Here is a 21297-nt window from a genome sequence, read left to right as displayed (position 1 = left end):
TCAGGGCCTGCCTGCGCCCTGCTTACCACCCTGTTCCAGTAGCGCAGCGGGCGTCACCTTGAGCGCAGTGGCCAGCTTCTCCACCGTCAGCAGCGATGCCACCACTACGCCCCGTTCGATCTCGCCGATATACGAGCGATTCAGATTGGAATTCTCGGCCAGCCGCTCCTGCGACCAGCCCTGCGCCTCGCGCAGCTGGCGCACGGCGCGGCCAAAACTGCCGACCAGTGCGCAGGCTATGCCGTTCGAGGTACTCATGCGGAACCTATGCCATTCGCCAGCGCGCCTTCGCGCGACTCGGCCTGCGCCACTCGCCCACCGGCTGGCACGTCATGCGTCAGCCAGACATTCCCGCCGATTACGGCGCCCTTGCCGATGGTGATGCGGCCGAGAATGGTGGCGCCGGCATAGATCACCACGTCGTCTTCCACTACCGGATGGCGCGGCAGACCCTTCTGCAAAGTGCCGTCGCCTTCAGCCGGAAAGCGCTTGGCGCCCAGTGTCACGGCCTGATAGACACGCACACGCTCGCCGATGACGGCCGTCTCGCCGATCACCACGCCCGTGCCGTGATCAATGAAGAAGCCTGCACCGATGCGCGCACCGGGGTGGATATCGATGCCGGTAGCACTGTGTGCCAGCTCGGCCACGATGCGCGCCAGTAGCGGCAACCCTAATTGATACAACTTATTAGCAAGGCGGTAGTGGATCATGGCCAGCACGCCCGGATAGCACAGCAGCACTTCATCCACGCTGCGCGCGGCCGGATCGCCCTGATAGGCTGCCAGTACATCGCTATCGAGCAGAGTGCGGATGGCGGGCAAGGCGGCGGCGAAGCTGCGCACCGCCGTCAGCGCGTCGGTATCGATGTCGCTGCGCTCGCCCAACTGCAGACTGGCGTTGTAGGACAGTTCGCGCCGCACTTGCTTAAGTAAGGCATGCAGCGCCGCGTCTAGCGTATGCGCGACATGGAAGTTCTCGCTTTCCTGCCGCAGGTCCGGTGGCCCTAAGCGCATAGGGAACAGCACACCCTTGAGGTTCTCGATGATGGCCGCCAGCGCATTACGCGACGGGAATTCGCGGTTGCCTGCCTCGCTGCTGCGGCTCTGAATACGGCGCCAGCTATGGCGCGCATCGTGCAGCGATTGCACGATGCCGGTAATATCGAAGGTCGTCATGGTTTAATCCTGCACCCATGGCAGACCGTGGTAGCGCCAGCCATCCGATTTGCCGCGCTGCTGCAGCCCATTAATCTCGCCTTCGAAGCCTTCCAGCACATTGAAGACCGCCGTAAAGCCCGCCTTAGTTGCCGCTTCGGCCGCCAGCGCAGAGCGCTTGCCACTGCGGCACAGTAGCAGAACCACCGCGGCCTTGCCCCCCACCTTGGCTTCGAGCTCGCGCACAAAGCGAGGATTGCGCGTCAGTGCTGTGCCGGTGGCCCACGCCACATGCAGTGTATCGGGCACGTGGCCGACAAATTTGCGCTCTTCGGTAGTACGCACATCCACCAGCAATGCCCGCCCTTGCGAGAACAACTGCCAGGCGATGGCCGGTGGCACACCGGCACTGGCTTGCACTAACTCTTCAGGTATTTCAACAACGACTTCCGACATATTCAACCTTTGTCACATGATGGCGATAGACGTCAGCATACGATCGCAATGCGCGGGACAAAACGAATAAAATCGACTGCTCAAAGGTGAAAAACACATAAGGCGTATAGACAGGGTCCTTATACCAATTCCGGATAAGCATGCTTGGCATAATTCGTTCATGTAGGTAGGAACTGCCGATATAGTCCTTGCCATGGAACTACTTGCACACAATTTCCGGAGCGACTTTATCCGTGGCGCCAATCTGGCCAAAGGCGCAGACGCCGATGAACAGCCACTGATCGCCTTCCGAGACGCTACCCAGCTCAGCCTGATTATCCGCGCTACCGCGTTTGTGTTTGCCGATCCCCGTTCGCGTGCGCTACGCGACGTGATTGCACGTATCGCGCCCAGTGAGGCCACTGTCCTGATTACCGGCGAAACGGGTACAGGCAAGGAACTGGTGGCGCGCCACGTCCATGCGATGAGCAATCGCCGCAATGCGCAATTTGTCGCCATCAACTGCGGCGCCTTTTCGGAGACGCTGATAGAAAGCGAACTGTTCGGCTATGAACGGGGCGCCTTCACCGGCGCACTGCAAGGCAAAGCGGGCTGGTTTGAAACCGCCAACGGCGGCACCCTGTTCCTTGATGAAGTCGGCGACCTGCCGCTGGCCATGCAGGTCAAGCTGCTGCGTGTACTGCAGGAACGCGAGGTGGTGCGACTGGGCGCCCGCAAATCTATCCCGATCGATGTGCGCCTGATTGCCGCTACCAATATCGACTTATCGGAAGCAGTGCGCGCCGGCCGCTTCCGCGAAGATCTGTATTACCGGCTTCAAGTAATCTCGCTGCCCGTACTGCCCTTGCGCGAACGTACTGGCGATGTATTGCCGCTGGCGCAGCACTTCCTGACTACCTACGCACGCCGCCTGCAAGTGGAGGAAGTACGCCTGACGGCCGATGCCGAGCGGGCTTTGCTGGCGTACCCTTGGCCGGGCAACATCCGCGAACTGGAAAACATTATCCACCGCGCTGTGCTGCTCAGCCGAGCCGGTTTCATCACGCCCACCGAACTGAATCTGCCGGGCTGGCACAATGCTGCACCGAGTCAGCCCAGCCCACCGAGCCAGCCGGCGATTACGCTTGCGGCGGAAACGGCAGCAGATACGCTACTCGACGCGCACGACGACGCGGCCATGCTGCAAAAAGTATGGAATCATTTGCTGCAGTCTGATCAGTCCATCCATTTTGAGGAACTGCAGCAGCAGTTAATCGTGGCAGCGTGGGAACACTGCCAGCGCAATCAGGTACGCACGGCCAAGCGCCTGAGCCTTAGCCGTAACGTGTTGCGTACTTACCTCAAGCGCGCACAGGTCATCGACTAAGCCCCTCCTCGCCAGTCCATCCGGACGTCATCATCTAGCCTAGCTAAGAGAGCGGGGAATCAGCCTGGCTGATCCCCCGCATTGATGCATCAGAAGCCGTAGGCAGCGGGACTTGGCGGTGTCTTCGGTAACGGCGCGTCATAGCCGAAGCCACGGTTGCCATTTGGCCCGATCACGCCAGCACCGGGGCCAATGTGCTCGCGCTCGACATTATTTTCGTTGCACGAATATTCGCCCACACCGCGACCATCGCCACCATAATTCCACTTGCGGGTAAATTTGAACGGTTCCCGATAATACTTCGGATCGATCACCGTTTCTTCCAGCTGCAGATGGTGATAGTCAGGACGCGACCAGCGTTCGATCACTTGGGTCTGGTCACTGGTCGGGTTACCGTTTTCATCGAGCCAGATCTTCTCGAAAGAAGAATCACGCAAGCCGGTGGTTTCCACCACCAGCGTATCGCCGTCCCAGTAGGCCACATTGGTGCCGAAATAGGTCTTGCTGGTCTGTTCCTTAGGCGGCAGCGCGCGCCGCTCGGCTACACTGGCCGAACGGTGCGTGGTGTAGTGGTACAGCGTGGCAAAGCGATCCGTCGTATGCAGCACTTCGAACGGCAGGCCGCTGCTATTGTGGCGCGGGATGCCGCCATTGATACATACCGCTTCCGGATCAGGCGTGTGGTTCTGCGCATAGATCATGGCGCGCTTGCCTTTCTCTGTGAGCGGCAGAATGAAGCCGGGCTGGTCCTTGCCGTGATTCCCGCCCGGCACACCTTTCTCGCGCACGCCCTGCCAGAAACCGCTGAGATCCGGCTTGCCGTCGAGCAGACGCGGTGCCGGCAGCGGCGGGCCGTTATAGATCAATGGACGGAACATTTCCGTCTCTGCATCAGCATTTTCTGCCTGCGCCGGCGCGCGGGTCGCCGCAGCACGGTCTTGCGCCCAGCTAGCACCGGCGCATGTGGATAGCAGCGCTACAAGCATAGCGCTGCGTGCGATAGTCTCAGATTTGATCAGCATAGTCATACGATTCACTTGGCCTCCGGTTTAGGGGGCAGGTCCGACGGCTTAGGTTTGTTTTTGCGGTACAGCCAGTAGCCCGTGCCGCGCCCATCATCTTCTACAGCGCCCAGCGGCCAGTCCGGCACCAGCTGCTGGTCCGGACCGTAGTAACGATTGCCATCCGGACCAATCGGGCCCGGGCCCGGCTGTAGATGGGTGGTCACCCAGTGGGTATTCCATTCGCAGGAAAATTCTTTGAGCTGTTCGCCTTGCGGTGCCAGCACGAAGCGGCGCGTGTACTTGATGGGTTTGCTGTAGTACTTGGGATCAGTCAGGGTGAGTTCCAGATGCAGATGGTGATAATCAGGGCGCGTCCAGCGCTCGATGACCACCGCAGTACTGCTGATAGGATTGGCATTATCATCGGCCCAGATGCGGCCATCTGCACTGTCCTTGAAACCGTTGGAGCGAATCACCAGCGTATCGCCCTCCCACTTGCCGATGCCGTTGCCGCTGTAGCGGGGATCGGGATCAGCCGGAGTCTTGCGTCCGTCCAGCCAGGCTAAGCGATGCCAGCCCAGTTGGTGAAACGTGGCAAAGCGCACGCCGTTATGCTGAATTTCGAACGGCAGCACGGCAGTCAGTGCCCGCGGGATGCCGGTAATGATGCAGCGCGCTTCCGGATCAACCACTTTGAAATTAGCCGCCAGCGCAGCTTTACCGGCCGCAGTGTACGGCAGCTGGAATTGCGCCAGATCTTTGGCCAGATTGCCGTCCGGTTTGCCAGCCTCGTGCAGCAGTTTCCAGTAACCGTTGAGGATAGGTTTGCCTTTCGTATCGCGTGGCGTGGCGGCGGGCTGCCCCGCATATTCCGTCCCCAGCCAGATCGACAGGGACTGACTGCTAATGCCATCCGGCTTAGCTTCGTCGCGATATTGCGCACTGCCAGTAACAGCCATGGCAGATAGAACGAAGCCAGCAGCCATATGGCTTGGTTTGAATTGTAAGGACATAGCCTCCTCTTGCTGGGCTGATTGAAGAAGCGCCCAATTTGCCAGCTAGCCTGTCCTGCGTCCAATAAGTTTATTGCATATCCATATCATAAGTGCGCGTTTGGTCAGCGTGCTTTTTGCATGTAAGCTGTGCTCGCACTTACCGCTATTGGAGATCTCATGAAGAAAAAAATTTCGTGTACAGCACTGCTGCTAGCAGCCCTCACCATCAGTCCCGTGACATGGGCCCACCATTCGTTTGCCGCACTGTTCGATGCCAGCAAACCGATCCGCCTGAAAGGCACGCTGACCAAGGTGGACTGGACCAATCCGCACAGCTATTTCTACCTCGACGTGGTCGACAGCAAAGGCGTGACCTACAACTGGGCCGTAGAAGGTGCAGGACCGGGAGCACTGTCACGCCGCGGTTTCAAAAAAGGCGATGTGAAAATTGGCGACACGCTCGTCGTCGACGGCTATCTGGTCAAGAAGCCCGGCGTGCGTCTGATCGATGGTCGCATCGTCACGTTGCCGGATGGCCGCGTTATCAATGGCGGTACCGAAGGTGATGGCGGCCCCGGCGACATCAAGCCGGCCGAAGCGCAGAAGGATGCCAGCAGCTAATCGGAGAGAATGGAAATCCAGCACGGGCCAGCATACAACTATGCCGGCCTTTTTTTCGTCTGCTATGCAAGTAGCTCAATGAATATAAGGATCGGTTCGAACTGACAGGATCACCAGAATTGTAATTAGCTTAAGCGGCAGCACCTCATATCATTCTGCTGATTTATTCTTCGACATCAAATAGCGCAGCGGACAGAATCGGGTTTTCGACCAACTAGCAATGGAAAACACCGAGATGAGTTCAAACAAGAGCAAGCACCCCAACCTTCCGTTCAATACGCTGGCGCTCGCCGTGTCTTGCGCCCTGATTGCACCTGCTCAGGCCGCCGACGTTAGCGATGCTGCCAGCGTGGTCGTCGTGACCGGCTCGCGCGCGGGCGGACGCACGGTCGAAAACAGTGCCTCGCCCATCGATGTGCTGACGCAGGAAGATCTGGCCAACAGCGGCGCCAGCAATCTGCTCGGTGCGCTGACCACGCTGATTCCTTCGTTTAGTTTGCCGGGGCAGTCGCCCCAGCCCGATCTGGGCAGTATTGTGCTGGGTGTACAGCAGCGCAACCTCTCGCCTTCCTATACGCTGGTGCTGATCAACGGCAAACGCCGTAATACCACCGCAGTGGTCAGCGAGAACGGTTTCGCCGGCTCCGCCGCGGTCGATCTGGGACTGATACCCATCAGTGCAATTGATCACGTAGAGGTGCTGCGCGATGGCGCTTCCGCACTGTATGGCTCGGCCGCCATTGCCGGCACCGTCAACGTCATCCTCAAACGCAACGCCCAGGGTGGCAACCTGTCCGTCAAAGCTGGCGCCACCAGCAAAGGCGATGGCGACAACCGCAGCTTTACGGCCGATAAGGGCTTTGCGCTCGACGACCGCGGCTTTGTCAGCCTGTTCGCCCAGCTAAGCAAACAGAAGCCGGCGGTACGTAGTTCGCCACTCAATACCAGCTATCTGTATTACCCCGCCATCAAGGCCGACAGCACGCTTTCCACCTCGCTGGGACCGAACAATTCCCTGCCGGCTGGTGCCAGCATCAACCCCAAGGAGGCTACGCGCGACAACGCACCGTGGAAGAATAGCGGCCAGAAACTGGATGTACGTACCAGCAGCGTCGGCTATAACGCCGAATATGATCTCGGTGGCGATCTGAGCGCCTACAGCTTCGCCACCTACACGGATAGACGCGCCTACTCGGCACAGAACTTCCGCAGTCCGTACGCTATCTACAGCAATACTCTGGCCCGTAACAACGGCTGGTTCGGCTACTACCCAGACGGCTATACGCCGCAGGAATCCACGTCCGATCACGAAGCGCAGCTAGTCGCCGGACTGCGCGGCAACTTGGCCGGCTGGAACTGGGACTTGAGCAGCAATTATGGACGTGACAAGGTGGATGTCTATACCGTGCACTCGGCCAACTATGCATTACCTGCCTCGTCCGGCCAGACGGATTTCTACATCGGCCAGAACGGCTATTCGCTGTGGACCAATACGCTGGACCTGACCCGCAGCGTGGCGACCAGCTGGACCGCCAAGCCGCTCAACCTGTCGCTGGGCCTCGAATACAGTCAGGAACATAGCCAGCTCAAGCCGGGCGAGCCGAATGCCTATCTGGGCGTAATCCCCGGCGATGGCGGCGCTGGTAGCGGCGGCGCCCAGTCGCTGCCCGGCTATCTGCCGCGCGACGCTGCGGACACCAAACGCCATAGCTATTCCGCGTATGCCGGTGCCGGCAGCAACGTGACCGACGCGTGGTTTGTCGATGCCGGCCTGCGCGGCGAACACTATTCCGACTTCGGCAGCAGCGGCCTGATCGGCAAGCTCTCCACCCGCTACGATTTCAGCCCTGCCTTCGCCCTGCGCGGCACTGCCAGCAACGGCTTCCACGCACCGGCATTGCAGACTGTCTCGTTCAGCAACACTTCCGGACGCCCGAATGGCCTGATCTCATCGCTGGTACGGCCGGATTCGGCAGCAGGACAGGCACTGGGCGCAGTTCCGCTGGCACCCGAAAAGGCCAAAGGCTTTACGCTGGGCGTTACCGGTGATGTCGCGACGCAGTTCAACTACGCTATCGACTTCTATCAGACCGAAGTCCAGCATACGCTGGGCACCTCTGCCAACGTGGGTCTGGACCGCACCAACAGCGACGGCCAGTTCCGCGATGCCACTGGTGCCGTGCTCAGTCCGTCCCAGTTGGCCATCCTGCAAAGTTACTTTACCGCCGCAGGACTGGCGATCCCCCAACCCGGCAACGGCCTGACTGCGCACTACTTCACCGACGTGGGCGATGTACGTAGCCGGGGTGTCGATCTGACGCTGGATGGCAAGCAAAAGCTGGGCACGGGCGTGTTGAAGTGGAACTTCGCAGCGAATTTCAATTCCAGCGCATTTACCCGCCTCTCCGGTGTGCCGGCCAAACTGCAGGGATTGCCGAATATCTCCACGCTATCGCTGACCAATCAGCAGAACACCCTGTATCTGGCGCCGCGCGACAAACAGGTGCTCGATATTGCCTACAAGCGCGGGGCATATTCGATCGATGTGCGTGAAACCCGCATCGGCAAGGTACGCCGCTTCTGGACCAATGCCGACAATGCCGCGCAGGGCCTGCCGACCAGCGGTGAATGGGATGCGGGCAAGCTGTGGACCACAGATGTGACGCTAGGCTGGAATCTCGGCAATGGGTTTGATGCCAAGTTCTCTGTCGCCAACCTCTTCAACCAGGGTGCCCGCCGCGTGCCGGATATTTCGCGCACCAACGCCTCGAAAGCCCAGTACCAGTATGCCTTCGATACCAGCGGACCGCTCGGTGCCGATATTGGCAGCCAGTATGTCGCGACGCTCAATTACAAGTTCTAAGCGCGTCTATCACGGCAAAAGGTGGCTGGCCGGCACGTATCACGCCGGCCAGTTGCACGCATTCACAGTCCAGGAGTTCACATGCCATTAGGCGAGTTTTTCAATGAAGTAGCTGCCCTACCTGTCAGCCTCATTATCGGCGAGTCACTGAATCTATTTTCCGCACTCGACGTGATCCACATCGTCGGCGTGCTGCTACTAGCAGGCAGCATTGCCGTAGTCGACTTGCGTTTGCTGGGTGTGGTGTTTTCCGACGTTGGCCTCGATGTGCTGCAGCGTCAGATTCTGCCGCTTACCATCACCGGTGCGCTGCTGGTATTCCCGACCGGTATCGGCCTGTTCCTGCCGCAGGCTGGCAAGATCTGGCTCAACCCCTTATTACAGGCCAAACTCGCCTTGCTGCTGCTTGCCGCCGCGAATATCGGCTACTGGCACTACAACTTCTCGCGCCATGCGGAATGGAGCAGCAGTGCCACACTGCCGTGGCAAGCCCGCTTCGCCGGAGCGTCTTCGCTCATCTTATGGGCCGGAATCCTGATTGCGGGCCGGCTGATCGCATTCTACATCTGAGGAACCCCATGTCGCTGACCACTCACCCTGCTGCCATCGACTGGCTGGCTAAATCGTCGCTCGCCCACAGCTTTAATGAGGCCGATCCGTGGACCTTTGCAACGTTCATGACCATCCATCTACTTGGTCTTGCGCTCGCTTTCGGCACGTCACTGATACTGAACCTGCGGCTGATTGGCTTAGGCTTGCGCGCCAGTCAGCCAGCACAGATCGCCAGAAACCTGCAGCCTTACCTGCTCGCTGGTCTCAGCATCGCCCTGCTCAGCGGCTTGTGGCTGTTCATTGCCGACGTATTGAAATTCTGGGCTAACCCCGTCTTCCGTACCAAGCTGGTCCTGTTGATCGCGCTCAGTCTAATTCAAGTGTGGCTGCTGCTCAGAGCCCAAGCCGATGCACAACCTGCCCGCGCGATTGCAGCGCTGACCCTGCTAGTCTGGTTTGCCACCATTGTTTTGGGGCGCCTGATAGGTTTGGTCTGAAGCGGCTTAAGCCGCTACCATCGGCGCCAGTTTTATAACGGCTCGCCGCCCCCCATTCACGCCTTGCCATTTGGCACGCGAGGCTTCCGAACTCATAGCGATTCAAAGTGCTTGACTGGTCCTGCCAACTATAAGATCTAGCTATCTATGCGCGCCGATTTTTCACGCGCGGCATCCCTCAAGTGCAAGCGGATAAAGTCTGCCGCAGCCTCCTGCTGCCCTGTCAGTAGCAACTCGATCAGGCTCAGGTGCTCGCGGCAGCGACGTGCACTGGCTTCGCGGTTAAACGTCTTACGATATTCCATCAAGCGGCGCAGGCTATTGAGCCGCTTGAGCGAATCGATAAAGAAAACGTTGCCCGAGCATTCTGCAATGGCTTCGTGTAACTGCGTATTAGCATTAAAGATATCGGCCGCAGAAACTTCATTAATCCGCTCCAGCAGCATGCGCTGCTGCTGCTCGCAACGTTCCAGTGCAGCACGGTTCAGACTGAATGTCGGCTCCAGTATGCCAGCCGCTTCGATCAGGATACGAAAGCGGTAGCCCTGATCATAAGTTGCCGCTGACGTCAGGATAGGGGTAAAGCGCCAGCCATGACCGGGTAGACGTTCTATCCATCCCTCCTGCGCCATGCGGCGCAAGACCGCAGCCAATTGCGCTCGGCTGATGTCATACCGCCGCGCAAATTCGTTCTCCGTCACCCGTTCCGGCAATTGTCCTGCCAACCTGTCTTCGGCAATCGCAAAATAGGCCTGCTCGAGCGGGTCCGGTGGCGCAAGCTGCTTTTCGCCCGACTGCACCAGCATGGCGCCAGCACTCGATATTCTATGGGCACCATCTTCACTGGTCGCCAGCAGACCTTCGCGCACCAGTCGCTGTATCGCTTCGCGCACCGGCGTACGCGAGACACGGAAGCGCTCAGCCAGAGCGCGCTCGCTTAGTCGGGTCCCGGCCGCAAGGCCTTCGGCAGCAATCATTTGCTTAATCTGCAGTACGAGTGTGTCGGCGATACGGCGCACCATCAAAATCTCACCATGGTTTTTTAAAACAAAATAATACCATTTAGTGGTTTTTCGAGAACGAAAATGCCGTAAAAAAACGCTGAAATATTCACAAAAATGGTATTTGCGGCTGTTTTGTAACAACCAAAAAAACCATTTGACGCGGTTTTTTACGCAACTAAAATACCACTCATTCCGATACGCTAATCAGCCCGACGGACCACAACCACAACACCGAGACAAGGAATTCACGATGCACCTGAATCCCCCTATGGCAGCGCAGACGCTGCCCACTTATGACAAGGAGGCAGTGCGCCGCAGTGCCATTCGCAAGAACGCCTGGCGCCTGCTGCCGCTGCTCATCCTGGCATTCATCTTCAATTACATAGACCGCACCAGCGTCGGCTTCGCCGCCATCACCATGAACAAGGATCTGGGGCTGACCGCGACCGAATTTGGCTGGGGTGCCGGCGTTTTATTTGCTGGCTACTGTTTCTTCGAAATCCCCAGCAATATGGCACTGTATCGCTATGGTGCCCGCCGCTGGCTAGCCCGCATCATGATCAGCTGGGGCATCGCTGCTGCCGCCACCGCGCTGGTGCAGGGGCCGACCTCGTTCTACATTCTGCGCTTTCTGTTAGGGGTAGCCGAAGCCGGCTTCTTCCCCGGCGTAACCTATCTGCTGGCTTGCTGGTTCCCTGCGGCCTACCGCACCCGGGTACTTGCCCTGTTCATGCTGGGGGTACCGCTGTCGTCCGTCATTGGTGGCCCGATGTCAGCTTATCTGCTGCAGATGAACGGCATCCTCAACCTCACCGGCTGGCAATGGATGTTCCTCATCCAGGGTCTGCCTGCCGCATTGATCGGCATCGTCGTGTTGATCTATCTGCGCGATACGCCACAGCAGGCACACTGGCTCAGCGACGACGAGCGACGCGAACTGATCGCCATGCTGGAAGAAGAGCCGCGTGACAAACCTCGCAAGGCAGTATGGGCCGCACTCACCGATGGCCGGGTCTTGCTGCTGGCTGCCATCCAGTTCGGCTTCGTACTGGGTTCCTACGGCATCGGCATCTGGCTGCCGTTGATCCTCAAAGGACGCGGTTTCTCCACCGTAGAAGTTGGTTTTCTCTCGACCATCCCCTACATCGGCGCCATCTTCGGCATGCTGCTCTGGGCCCGCGTAGTGGATCGCTCCGGCCGCAAGATAGGCAATCTGTTGCTGGCCTGCCTGCTGGGCGCTATCGGCCTGTTCGCCTCCACCCAGACCAGTTCCTTTGCACTGGAAATGACCGGCATCAGTATCGCCGTGATTGCCATCAGTTCAGCGCGTGCCATCTTCTGGACCATACCGACCGGCTTCCTGACCGGGGCGGCCGCTGCTGGCGGACTGGCTTTCATCAACTCAATCGGCACTATGGGCGGCTTCGCTGGTCCGTACATGGTGGGAGTGCTCAAGGAAGCGACCGGCTCGTTCAATTACGGCATCTGGGCTATGGCCGGCATTCTTGTACTGTCTGCCACACTCAGTTCGACGCTCTGGCTGCTGGTAAAAAAAGAGTAATTCACCAAGCGATTTCACGGAACTCAAGATGAACCACGGAACAAATATGACACTAGCCTGCGACAGCCACGTGCACGTGTTCGACCCCGCCCGTTTTCCCTACGCACTGCCGCGCAGCTACACTCCCGCGACAGCCAGCGTCGGGGAGCTCCGGCAGCACCTGCAAAAGCTGGGCATGGCACGGGTCGTGCTGATCCAGCCCAGCCCTTACGGTACGGATAATCGCTGCCTGCTGGACGCACTGCAACAGCTGGGCTGCGCACAGGCTCGCGCCATTGCCGTGATCGATGCCGACAGCACTACGCCACTACAGCTTGAGAGTCTGCATCAGCAAGGCGTACGTGGCGTCAGGCTCAATGTCGAAGCCGGATCGGCTGATGCCGTCAGCATCAGTGCGGCCTTGCGCCAGACCGCAGAAAAAGTCGCGCCTCTCGGCTGGTTGATCCAGCTGTACGCGGACGGCGCAACCGTCGCAGCATTAGCGCCTATGCTGGCCACCCTACCCTGCCGCGTCATTCTCGACCATTTCGGCGGAATGAAGAGCAATCCTGCCAGCCGCGCCAGCACCTTACCCGCGCTACTGGATTTACTAGCCAGCGGCAACGTGTACATCAAGCTGTCGGCCCCCTACCGTGTGGCCAGCGATGGTCCTGATTACGCATCTGTGGCAGAGCTGGCTGGTACCTTAATCAATGCGGCCCCGCATCGCCTGCTGTGGGGGTCGGACTGGCCGCATACCGGTAGCTCGGCCCAGCGTGATGGCAACCTTGCGCGGATTGAAGCCTTCCGCGCCGAAGATGCGACGCGCACGCTGGGCTTGCTGTCGCAATGGGCCCGCCAAGGCGCCCAGCGCGACGCCATCCTGATCCACAACCCGGCGACCCTCTTCGGCTTCGCCCCCTGATCATCCTTCACTACGACTATTCACGAAAGCCCACTATGATCTGTTCTACCAACCCTGCCACAGGCGCTGAACTGGCCCGTTATGACGAGCACAGTGATGCGCACGTCGAGCTGACACTGAGCGCCGCCGCCCAAGCCCAGCACCATTGGGCCAGCCTCGACATCGCAAGTCGCGCCGCCATTCTGCCAGCCATTGCTCGCCTACTGCGCGAGCGACGCGAGCAATATGCGCGCCTCATCACGTTGGAAATGGGTAAGCCGCTGGCCGAGGCCCAGGGCGAAATCGAGAAATGCGCCTGGACCTGTGATCATTACGCCCAGCATGGACCGGACTATCTGGCCAACACGCCCGTCAGCAGCAATGCCAGTGACAGCTATATCGCCTATGATCCGCTGGGCGTGGTGCTGGCCATCATGCCGTGGAACTACCCGTTCTGGCAGTTTATCCGCTTCCTGGCTCCGGCACTGGTGGCCGGCAATGGTTCCATCCTCAAACATGCCAACAACGTGCCCCAGTGTGCACTGGCCTTGCAGCAATTGATGCTCGATGCCGGCGTTCCTGCTGGTCTGGTCGGCGTACTGCTGATCGATGCGGGGCGCGTTAAAGCTGTTATCGAGGATGAGCGCATCGCTGCGGTGACACTGACCGGTTCCACCGCCGTGGGCAAACTGGTTGCGGCCCAGGCTGGTAGCGTACTGAAGAAGCAAGTACTCGAACTCGGCGGCTCCGATCCCTTCATCGTGTTAGCCGATGCGGATATTGCCACCGCGGCCAAAACGGCCGTTAAAGCACGCTTCGGCAACACTGGTCAAAGCTGCATCTCGTCCAAGCGCTTCATCGTTGAAGCCAGCGTGGCCGATGCCTTCGTCGCCGCGTTTACTGCGGCCACGCGCGAACTGGTAATGGGCGATCCGCTGCTACCGCAGACCACGATCGGTCCGCTGGCACGCCCTAGTCTGGTCAACGATCTGCACAGCCAGGTCGAACGCTCTGTCGCTGCCGGAGCAAAGGTACTGACCGGTGGTGCACCAGTGTTTGGCGCCGGCTGCTTCTACCCGCCTACCATCCTCGATCACGTTACGCCGCAGATGGCGGTAGCGAGCGAAGAAACCTTTGGTCCGGTCGCTGCCGTGATCCGCGTTCAGGATGCCGAGCAGGCTATCGCACTCGCCAATGCTACTGAATTCGGTCTCGGCGCGGCGCTGTGGAGCGGCGACATCGCACGCGCCCATCAACTCGCACGCCGTATCGAAGCCGGCGCGGTGTTCATCAACGGCCTGGTGGCATCGGACGCCCGCCTGCCGTTTGGCGGCATCAAGCAATCGGGCTATGGGCGCGAACTGGGTGCGGCCGGTGCCCGTGAATTTACCAATACCAAAACCATCTGGGTCGGGCCGGCCCGCTGAACACCTGAGGAGCATACATGTATCCCATTACCACCCCGTCGGATGCCAAACTGCTGCGTCCTGCCGAACTGCCACAGCATGACCGTGGCGGCGGTGCCCGCACCGTTTCGCTGGTATCGCCAGCACTGGGCGCTACCACCTTCATTTCCGGCATCACGGAATTCGATCCCGGCACGGCGATCCCATTCCACAGTCATAACTGCGAGGAAAGCGTGGTTCTACTGGAAGGCGAAGCCATCATGGACATCGATGACCAGCACTATCCCTTGCAGGTACTCGACACGACCTTCATTCCACCGAATGTGGTGCACCGCTTTCGCAATATCTCGGATAGCAAACCTATGAAGATTCTTTGGACTTACGCCTCGCCGCAAGCCACCCGTACCCTGCGCGATAGCGGCGAGACCCGCCCGATCGCGCTCGAACATCACCCGAAATAACCAACTACTGGAACCCCATCATGCGTATTCTCGTACTCCCCGGCGACGGCATCGGCCCGGAAATCACCACTGGTGCAGTGGAAGTCCTGCACGCCGCCAATCAGGCTTTCGATCTGGGCCTGAGCTTCGATCAGGAAGATATCGGTTTCGCCAGCTTGCAGCAGCATGGCACCACACTGCGCGACGACGTGCTAGAACGTGCGCGCGGCTATGACGGCATCGTGCTGGGCACCATTTCGCACGCCGACTACCCTCGTCCGGAAGCGGGCGGCATCAATGTATCGGCGGCCTTCCGCGGCAAACTCGACCTATACGCCAACGTGCGTCCGGCTCGTACCCGCAGCTTCCTTGACTCCAACCTCAAGGCTGGCAAGAGCATGGATCTCGTCATCATGCGCGAAGCGACAGAAGGCTTCTACCCGGACCGCAACATGCATCTGGGATGGGGCGAAATGATGCCGACGCCGGATCTGGCACTGTCGGTACGCAAGATCAGCCGCCACTGCAGCGAACGCATCGCGCGCCGCTCGTTCGAACTGGCACTCAAACGCCGCAGCAAAGTGACGGCTATCCATAAGGCCAACAGCTTCTACATGACGGATGGCTTGTTCCTGCAAGCCGTACGTCAGGTTGCTAAAGAGTTCCCACAAGTGGCCTATGACGAGCTGTTGGTAGACGCATCGACCGCCCATCTGGTGCGCACGCCGGAGCGCTTCGATGTACTGGTCACCACCAATTTCTATGGCGATATCCTCAGCGATCTGGCCAGCGAACTCTCGGGTAGCCTCGGACTGGCCGGTTCCATCATGGCCGGCGACTGTCAGTGCTGCGCTCAGGCCCAGCACGGCTCGGCACCGGACATTCAAGGGCTGGACAAGGCCAACCCGACCTCGATGATCCTGTCGGCCGGCATGCTGTTGCGCTGGCTGGGCGAGCATCACCAGCGTCCGGCTCTGCAGCGAGCAGGCGATGCGATTGAAACCGCCGTCGATAACGTGCTGCGCAATCCGGCCACCCGTACCGCCGACCTTGGCGGCAACATGGGGACACGTGCCTTCAGCGCAGCCGTCGCCGCCGAGGTGCGTCAGGCCAGCGCCGCCTGATTGCACTGGCGTACGCAGAATACAGGGTGGCCTAAACGCCGCCCTGTCAGCGGCACAACATCCCGATATACCCAAGCTCACCGTGGCTGGCGCACTTAGCCGCGTTGGCGTCGCTCGACTATACATAACAGACAAGGAGACATTCATGCATTCCCTCAACCAGCCCAGTACGTCCGACTACCATGACGCACCACCAGCCAAGCAGCACCGAATCCCCACCTTACTGACCGCCGCCGTCGCGATGCTGGCGAATCACGGCGCAGCACACGCGCAATCAAATGTCCAGATCTATGGACTGATCGACAGCGCTGTTGTGGTCGAAAGTGGCGGTCCTAAAGGCCGTATCACAAAGCTGGAGAGCGGCGTCTCGAATGGCAGCCGGCTCGGCTTCAAAGGTGAGGAAGATCTCGGCGGCGGCACATCAGCCTTCTTCCTGCTCGAAAGCGGTATGCTGGTCGATACCGGCGGCATGGATCAGGGCGGACTGCTGTTTGGTCGTCAGGGCTACGTGGGGCTGCGTCAAAAGGATATCGGTGCTTTGTATATGGGACGGGTGTACGTGCCTATCTATCAGACCCTGACCACGATCGACCCCATGGCCAACCAGTATGCTGGCGCCGCAGGTCAGCTGATGTCGGGTGCCAAAGCGGGCGCACGTCAGAACAACACCGTCATGTTTATCTCCGAAGAGATGCAAGGCTGGACCACACAACTGGCCTATGGCGCCGGTGAAGTCGCCGGTAATGCAGCTGCATCGCGCCAACTCGGCGGTAGCCTGACATACAGCCGCGGCGATTTTACTGCTCGCATAGGCTACAACCAGACTAACAATGCCACCGCTACAGACAGCGCGCACAATACGCTGATGATCGCGAAATACAACTTCGGCCCAGTGATTGCCGGCCTCGGCTACGCCATCAATCACGGTATCGGCAGCATCGATAGCCGCGACAGCATCGCCGCGCTAACTATTCCGCTAGGCAAACATACACTGATGGCCACGTATATCGATAAGAACGATCGCGCCACTAGCCATAAATATCGTGCGCACCAGTACGCCGGCGCATATTCGTACGCGCTCAGCAAACGTACCGCCTTATACGCCTCCTTTGCCTACCTAAGTAACACCAACTTTACCACCACCCGCTTCGGCTCAGGTAATCGCGAATACGACCTCGGCATGCGCTTCTCGTTCTAAGACGAACCAAGCCACCCATTTGCGCGACAATTTGAGTACGCCGTCCTTCTTTGATCCATGTGCTCATGGAATGGACGGCTTTGCAGGCCAGACACATCTTGAATCACCATGAATTTTACATGCAGCCGCAAACTAAATTGTCACCAGTGTCATCACCTTGCCGGTTAGCCTGATGAAATGCCTGTAATTGCTTTAAGAGCTACGGCAACGCCAATTGCACGGTATCCCACACCACATCCAGATTGATGTCGGAATAGCCGTGGGCTATCCGGTTACGCATCCCCCGCGTAGCACACCATGGTATTTACGGATGCGCTAGTGAAAATTCAACAAAACCATTCATAACCTTGGTCGCTGCTTCACTCGTTATGATGACGCTCATAATGACAGCCTGCTGCGTCCGCTTATCGGCCAGAAACCCATCTTTACTCATGCCGTCAACAAAACTACAGGCATCGGATGCGGCCTCCCACATGTGTTCCAAATAGTCAGAAAGCCTATTTTCGCTCATACCGGCAATGCTTCAGCGAGCACGCTGTCACGGAATTTGACGGGCAAGTCAGCTGGCGTCAGCAGATCAACCTGAATACCCAACAAGGATTCCAGCTCGTCCTGCAATCCGCCCAGATCAAACAAGGTCACACCGGGCAAAGCGTCTACCAGTAAATCCAGGTCACTGCCATCCATATCCGTGCCGTGCAGTACCGATCCGAATACGCGCGGATTTACCGTACGGAAGCGGCTTGCGGATTGGCGTACAGCGATTCGGTGCAGTTCAAGTGCGGTAGATGGTCGCATGGCTTTGTTCACAGCGTTGGGAATTGTCACGGCCATTTTAGCGCAAGTAAAAGGACGTCTTGCACAATTGGGCTTTCGATATCCTGACGGACTTAATTCGGTCCTACAAGGCCAGATAAACTACATGAGCCCGCAACCCTCAAATTGACCCTCAAAAGTGTTTGCTAGGCCTATCCCTCAAAGGGAGACATCATCTGGAAAGGGAGAATTCGGGATACCTATTGGCGACACAAATTTTCCGAACCAAAACAAAAAAGCCCGCAGCTTCATAGCTAGCGGGCTTCTTTGATTGTTAAAGATTCTCTCTAACAAAGTTTCCTGGCGGAGACGGTGGGATTCGAACCCACGATACAGGTTTTGCCCGTATGCTTCCTTAGCAGGGAAGTGCCTTCGGCCACTCGGCCACGTCTCCTAGTCGATTACTCAACTATGTCTGCTTTGCTAACTGCGCTACAGCAGACGACCGCTATAGTATAGACCGCACTGGGTTTGGTCAAGGCTACTAGGCGATTTTTTTGAAAAAATTATGCTTTTTCCAGTTCGAACGCTTTGTGCAGTGCGCGCACAGCCAGTTCCATGTATTTCTCGTCGATCAGCACCGAGATTTTGATCTCAGAAGTCGAGATCATCATGATGTTGATGCCCTCTTCCGAAAGGGTACGGAACATCTGCGATGCCACGCCCACGTGGCTGCGCATGCCCACGCCCACCACCGAGATCTTCGACACTTTGGCGTCGCCAGTGATGCTGGCTGCGCCCAGTTCGGCCTTGGTGCTGTTCAGCACGTCCACAGCGCGCTGGTAGTCATTGCGCGAAACGGTGAAGGTGAAATCGGTTTTACCGTCAACCGACTGATTCTGTATGATCATGTCGACTTCGATATTGGCATCGGCCACCGGGCCCAGAATGTGGTAGGCCACGCCCGGACGATCCGGTACGCCCAGCACGGTGATTTTGGCCTCATCGCGGTTAAACGCGATACCGGAGATGACTGCTTGTTCCATGTTTGTATCTTCCTCAAACGAAATCAGGGTACCCGAGTTAGCTTCGACATTGATGTCCAGCATAGGGTCGGTCAGTGACGACAGCACGCGGGTCGGCACGCGATAGTTACCGGCGAATTCCACCGAACGGGTCTGCAGGACTTTCGAGCCCAGCGACGCCAGTTCCAGCATCTCTTCGAAGGTAATCGCCTTCAGGCGACGCGCTTCCGACACCACGCGCGGGTCGGTGGTGTAGACGCCATCGACGTCGGTGAAGATCAGGCATTCGTCGGCCTTCATCGCGGCCGCAATCGCCACGGCCGAAGTATCCGAACCACCGCGACCCAGCGTCGAGATGTTGCCGCCCTCGTCCACGCCCTGGAAGCCGGTGATGATGACGATCTTGCCGTCATCCAGATCACGGTTCACCTTCTCGTTGTCGATCGATTGAATACGGGCTTTAGTGAAAGCGGAATCGGTTTTAATCGCAACTTGCCAGCCGGCGTAGGACACCGCCTTCTTGCCAATAGCCAGCAGGGCCATCGACAGCAGGCCCACCGACACCTGTTCGCCGGTCGAGGCGATCATGTCGAGTTCACGTGGGTCAGGCTGCTCTTGAATTTCTTTCGCCAGCGCGATCAGGCGATTCGTTTCGCCGGACATAGCCGAAGGCACCACAACAATGCGGTGACCTGCGTCATGCCACTTGGCGACACGCCGCGCCACGTTCTTGATACGGTCCGTCGAACCCATCGACGTACCGCCGTATTTGTGCACGATTAAAGCCATAACAGTGAGTTTTTCCGCTCAAATAAAGGTAAATGGAACCCTAAACTCTACATGCCGCACTGCAAAATAACAAGTCAAAAAACAGATAAAGTCATACCGAATAAGCATATCTACATACAAAATTCGGCAGAAACAGACAAATGTCTATACTGCTTGCCAGCGCAGACGGATACGATCAGTGCCTGTAGTCAACTTATTGCAATCCATGCCTATGCCCGCCGCGAATAGCAACTGTTGCGGCGCGCTCACAACGGGCAGGCGGCCACGTTCCCACGCGGGGATGTTCAGCGCCTGATAGTGGTATTTGATGCCGCGCGTAGGCCGGTTCTCGGCCAGTTTCAAGCGCTCACCGCCGCGGCGGAACTCGATCACCAGCGCCTGCTGCTGCAGCCATTGTGGGTCCAGCCCCTGCTCGGCGCGATCGAAATGCAGCACGCCGCCGTACGCAGGAAACGCCAGTTCCGTCTCGCCGTTCCAGCTAAACGTGGTGCCGGGCGACTGGTCGAATTGATCTTCCCGCTCTCCTTCCAGTGCTGCCAGCTTGGGCGTCAGATATAAGCGGTCGCGATGACGGCGCACATGGCAGTCCGGATGAGTCACCAGCAACTGAGCGTCGTAACGGGCTTCCAGCAGCTGGGTCAGCATTTCGCTCAGCCATGCCGAACTCGGCATGCGCAACTGGCGCACCTTGAACCAGTGGCGCAGCAGATTGGCACAACGGTCGGCGCTCAGGCTGCGCAGTTTGGTCACATCCAGACTGTCGCCGTCCAGGCACTGGGCCAGATCCTGCTCGGCCAGTTCGGTCAGCAGGCGCTGGGCCGACTGGGCGTGCTGGGCGCTGCGCGCGAAGCGTTCCTGAAAACCGGGGAAGGCCGCGTCCAGCGCCGGCATCACCTTGTGGCGCAGCGCATTGCGGGCAAAACGCGCATCGTCATTCGATTCGTCGTGTATATGGCTGATCTGCTGCACTGCCACATATGCGTCGAGCTGCTTGCGCGACACAGGCAGCAAGGGACGCGCCATGACCAGCACCGGATTGGCCAGCAATTCCGGCGCCGCATTGGCCGCATCCATGCCGGACAGGCCGGCAGTGCCGGAACCGCGCAGCAGTTGCAGTAGCACGGTTTCAGCCTGATCGTCGAGGTGGTGTGCGGTCAGCAGCAAACGGACGTCGTGGCGCGCGCACAGGCCGCCTAAAGCTGCGTAGCGCACTTTGCGCGCGGCGGCCTCGGTGCCCGTCTTGCCCTGCTCCGTCAATTGCACCCGCTGCGCCTCGAACGTTACGCCTAGCGCGGCACAGGCCTGCTCACAGTGCGTCAGCCAGTGATCCGCATTCGGGCTCAGACCATGGTGGATGTGGAACGCAAACAGTTCTAAGCCATGCTCGCGCGCGTAGCCGTGCGCCAGATGCAGCAAGGCGGACGAATCGAGGCCGCCGCTGAGCGCGACCGCCATGCGCGGCCTTGCGCTGCTGCCATCGGCCTGTACGCGCGCCAGTGCAGCGCTGGTGGCCTGAGCAAAGATGCTGCTCAGGGTAGGAATCTGTTGCTTCTTCAATGCCTGCTCCAAAAATGCAAATCGGGGGCAGCGCCCCCGACTC

At 58.8% G+C, this 21297-nt stretch carries 20 protein-coding genes, 1 tRNA gene and 1 pseudogene; 11 read left to right on the top strand and 11 right to left on the bottom strand.

The features are described 5' to 3' along the window. From GM655_RS06555 to GM655_RS06545, 3 genes are read right to left on the bottom strand one after another with little or no spacing between them, the layout of a single operon-like run. Complete coding sequence (locus tag GM655_RS06555) at window positions 1-258, bottom strand: helix-turn-helix domain-containing protein (protein ID WP_155433737.1); 258 nt, start codon at window positions 256-258, stop codon at window positions 1-3. Beyond that, the gene (gene epsC, locus GM655_RS06550) at window positions 255-1178 is read right to left on the bottom strand and encodes a serine O-acetyltransferase EpsC (protein ID WP_155433736.1); all 924 of its coding nucleotides are present in this window, start codon (window positions 1176-1178) and stop codon (window positions 255-257) included. The genes GM655_RS06555 and epsC overlap by 4 nt, the downstream gene beginning before the upstream one ends. 3 nt (window positions 1179-1181) lie before the next feature. Continuing rightward, the gene (locus GM655_RS06545; RefSeq protein ID WP_155433735.1) at window positions 1182-1613 is read right to left on the bottom strand and encodes a rhodanese-like domain-containing protein; all 432 of its coding nucleotides are present in this window, start codon (window positions 1611-1613) and stop codon (window positions 1182-1184) included. 193 nt (window positions 1614-1806) lie between these two features. Between GM655_RS06545 and GM655_RS06540 the strand changes: the two genes are divergently transcribed. Continuing rightward, on the top strand, window positions 1807-2979 hold the full coding sequence (locus GM655_RS06540; RefSeq protein WP_155433734.1) for a sigma-54 interaction domain-containing protein: 1173 nt from the start codon (window positions 1807-1809) through the stop codon (window positions 2977-2979). 89 nt (window positions 2980-3068) lie between these two features. Here the strand turns inward: GM655_RS06540 and GM655_RS06535 are convergent, their stop codons facing one another. Together GM655_RS06535 and GM655_RS06530 are read right to left on the bottom strand one after the other, a co-directional pair. Continuing rightward, entirely contained in the window at window positions 3069-3857 is a 789-nt protein-coding gene (locus GM655_RS06535) for a hypothetical protein (protein WP_155433733.1), read from the bottom strand. A gap of 155 nt (window positions 3858-4012) precedes the next feature. Beyond that, a complete protein-coding gene (locus tag GM655_RS06530) occupies window positions 4013-4996 on the bottom strand; it encodes a hypothetical protein (protein WP_155433732.1) in 984 nt (327 codons plus the stop codon). Between the two features lie 159 nt (window positions 4997-5155). Between GM655_RS06530 and GM655_RS06525 the strand changes: the two genes are divergently transcribed. The 4 genes from GM655_RS06525 (at window position 5156) to GM655_RS06510 (ending at window position 9511) form a co-directional block, all read left to right on the top strand. Further along, window positions 5156-5599, top strand: coding sequence for a DUF6152 family protein (locus GM655_RS06525; protein WP_155433731.1), 444 nt, complete (start codon window positions 5156-5158; stop codon window positions 5597-5599). Between the two features lie 235 nt (window positions 5600-5834). Then, window positions 5835-8462, top strand: a complete 2628-nt coding sequence (locus GM655_RS06520; RefSeq protein ID WP_196308714.1) for a TonB-dependent receptor plug domain-containing protein — start codon at window positions 5835-5837, stop codon at window positions 8460-8462. Between the two features lie 81 nt (window positions 8463-8543). Beyond that, the gene (locus GM655_RS06515) at window positions 8544-9032 is read left to right on the top strand and encodes a DUF6644 family protein (RefSeq protein ID WP_155433729.1); all 489 of its coding nucleotides are present in this window, start codon (window positions 8544-8546) and stop codon (window positions 9030-9032) included. 8 nt (window positions 9033-9040) lie between these two features. After that, window positions 9041-9511, top strand: coding sequence for a DUF6644 family protein (locus tag GM655_RS06510; RefSeq protein WP_155433728.1), 471 nt, complete (start codon window positions 9041-9043; stop codon window positions 9509-9511). 137 nt (window positions 9512-9648) lie between these two features. Here the strand turns inward: GM655_RS06510 and GM655_RS06505 are convergent, their stop codons facing one another. Further along, window positions 9649-10656, bottom strand: a complete 1008-nt coding sequence (locus tag GM655_RS06505; protein WP_229632394.1) for a GntR family transcriptional regulator — start codon at window positions 10654-10656, stop codon at window positions 9649-9651. A gap of 109 nt (window positions 10657-10765) precedes the next feature. Here GM655_RS06505 and GM655_RS06500 point away from each other — a divergent pair, with 109 nt between their 5' ends. From GM655_RS06500 to GM655_RS06475, 6 genes are all read left to right on the top strand, one after another. Beyond that, the gene (locus GM655_RS06500) at window positions 10766-12076 is read left to right on the top strand and encodes an MFS transporter (RefSeq protein WP_155433727.1); all 1311 of its coding nucleotides are present in this window, start codon (window positions 10766-10768) and stop codon (window positions 12074-12076) included. A gap of 46 nt (window positions 12077-12122) precedes the next feature. Beyond that, window positions 12123-12980, top strand: a complete 858-nt coding sequence (locus GM655_RS06495) for an amidohydrolase family protein (protein WP_196308713.1) — start codon at window positions 12123-12125, stop codon at window positions 12978-12980. A 35-nt stretch (window positions 12981-13015) separates the two neighbouring features. Further along, entirely contained in the window at window positions 13016-14386 is a 1371-nt protein-coding gene (locus GM655_RS06490) for an NAD-dependent succinate-semialdehyde dehydrogenase (RefSeq protein ID WP_155433725.1), read from the top strand. A gap of 17 nt (window positions 14387-14403) precedes the next feature. Continuing rightward, window positions 14404-14826, top strand: a complete 423-nt coding sequence (locus GM655_RS06485; protein ID WP_155433724.1) for a cupin domain-containing protein — start codon at window positions 14404-14406, stop codon at window positions 14824-14826. Window positions 14827-14846: 20 nt separating this feature from the next. Then, window positions 14847-15929, top strand: coding sequence for an isocitrate/isopropylmalate dehydrogenase family protein (locus GM655_RS06480; protein ID WP_155433723.1), 1083 nt, complete (start codon window positions 14847-14849; stop codon window positions 15927-15929). A gap of 145 nt (window positions 15930-16074) precedes the next feature. Continuing rightward, window positions 16075-17127 carry a porin gene (locus GM655_RS06475; protein ID WP_155433722.1) on the top strand — a complete coding sequence of 351 codons (1053 nt, stop codon included), beginning with the start codon at window positions 16075-16077 and terminating at the stop codon, window positions 17125-17127. A gap of 199 nt (window positions 17128-17326) precedes the next feature. Here GM655_RS06475 and GM655_RS06470 read toward each other — a convergent pair. The 5 genes and pseudogenes from GM655_RS06470 to tilS all read right to left on the bottom strand — a co-directional run bounded on the left by GM655_RS06470 (window position 17327) and on the right by tilS (window position 21254). Beyond that, window positions 17327-17602 (bottom strand): annotated as a pseudogene (locus tag GM655_RS06470) (HepT-like ribonuclease domain-containing protein). Window positions 17603-17634: 32 nt separating this feature from the next. Next, window positions 17635-17925, bottom strand: coding sequence for a nucleotidyltransferase family protein (locus tag GM655_RS06465; protein WP_155433721.1), 291 nt, complete (start codon window positions 17923-17925; stop codon window positions 17635-17637). 319 nt (window positions 17926-18244) lie between these two features. Further along, window positions 18245-18337, bottom strand: a tRNA-Ser gene (locus GM655_RS06460). 112 nt (window positions 18338-18449) lie between these two features. Then, on the bottom strand, window positions 18450-19697 hold the full coding sequence (locus GM655_RS06455) for an aspartate kinase (RefSeq protein WP_155433720.1): 1248 nt from the start codon (window positions 19695-19697) through the stop codon (window positions 18450-18452). Between the two features lie 144 nt (window positions 19698-19841). After that, window positions 19842-21254, bottom strand: coding sequence for a tRNA lysidine(34) synthetase TilS (gene tilS, locus GM655_RS06450; protein ID WP_155433719.1), 1413 nt, complete (start codon window positions 21252-21254; stop codon window positions 19842-19844). Between the last annotated feature and the right edge of the window lie 43 nt (window positions 21255-21297).

The sequence above is a fragment of the Pseudoduganella danionis genome (assembly GCF_009720775.1).
GTDB classification, from domain to species: Bacteria; Pseudomonadota; Gammaproteobacteria; order Burkholderiales; family Burkholderiaceae_D; genus Rugamonas; species Rugamonas danionis.
This window is presented reverse-complemented; position numbering and strand designations above follow the sequence as displayed.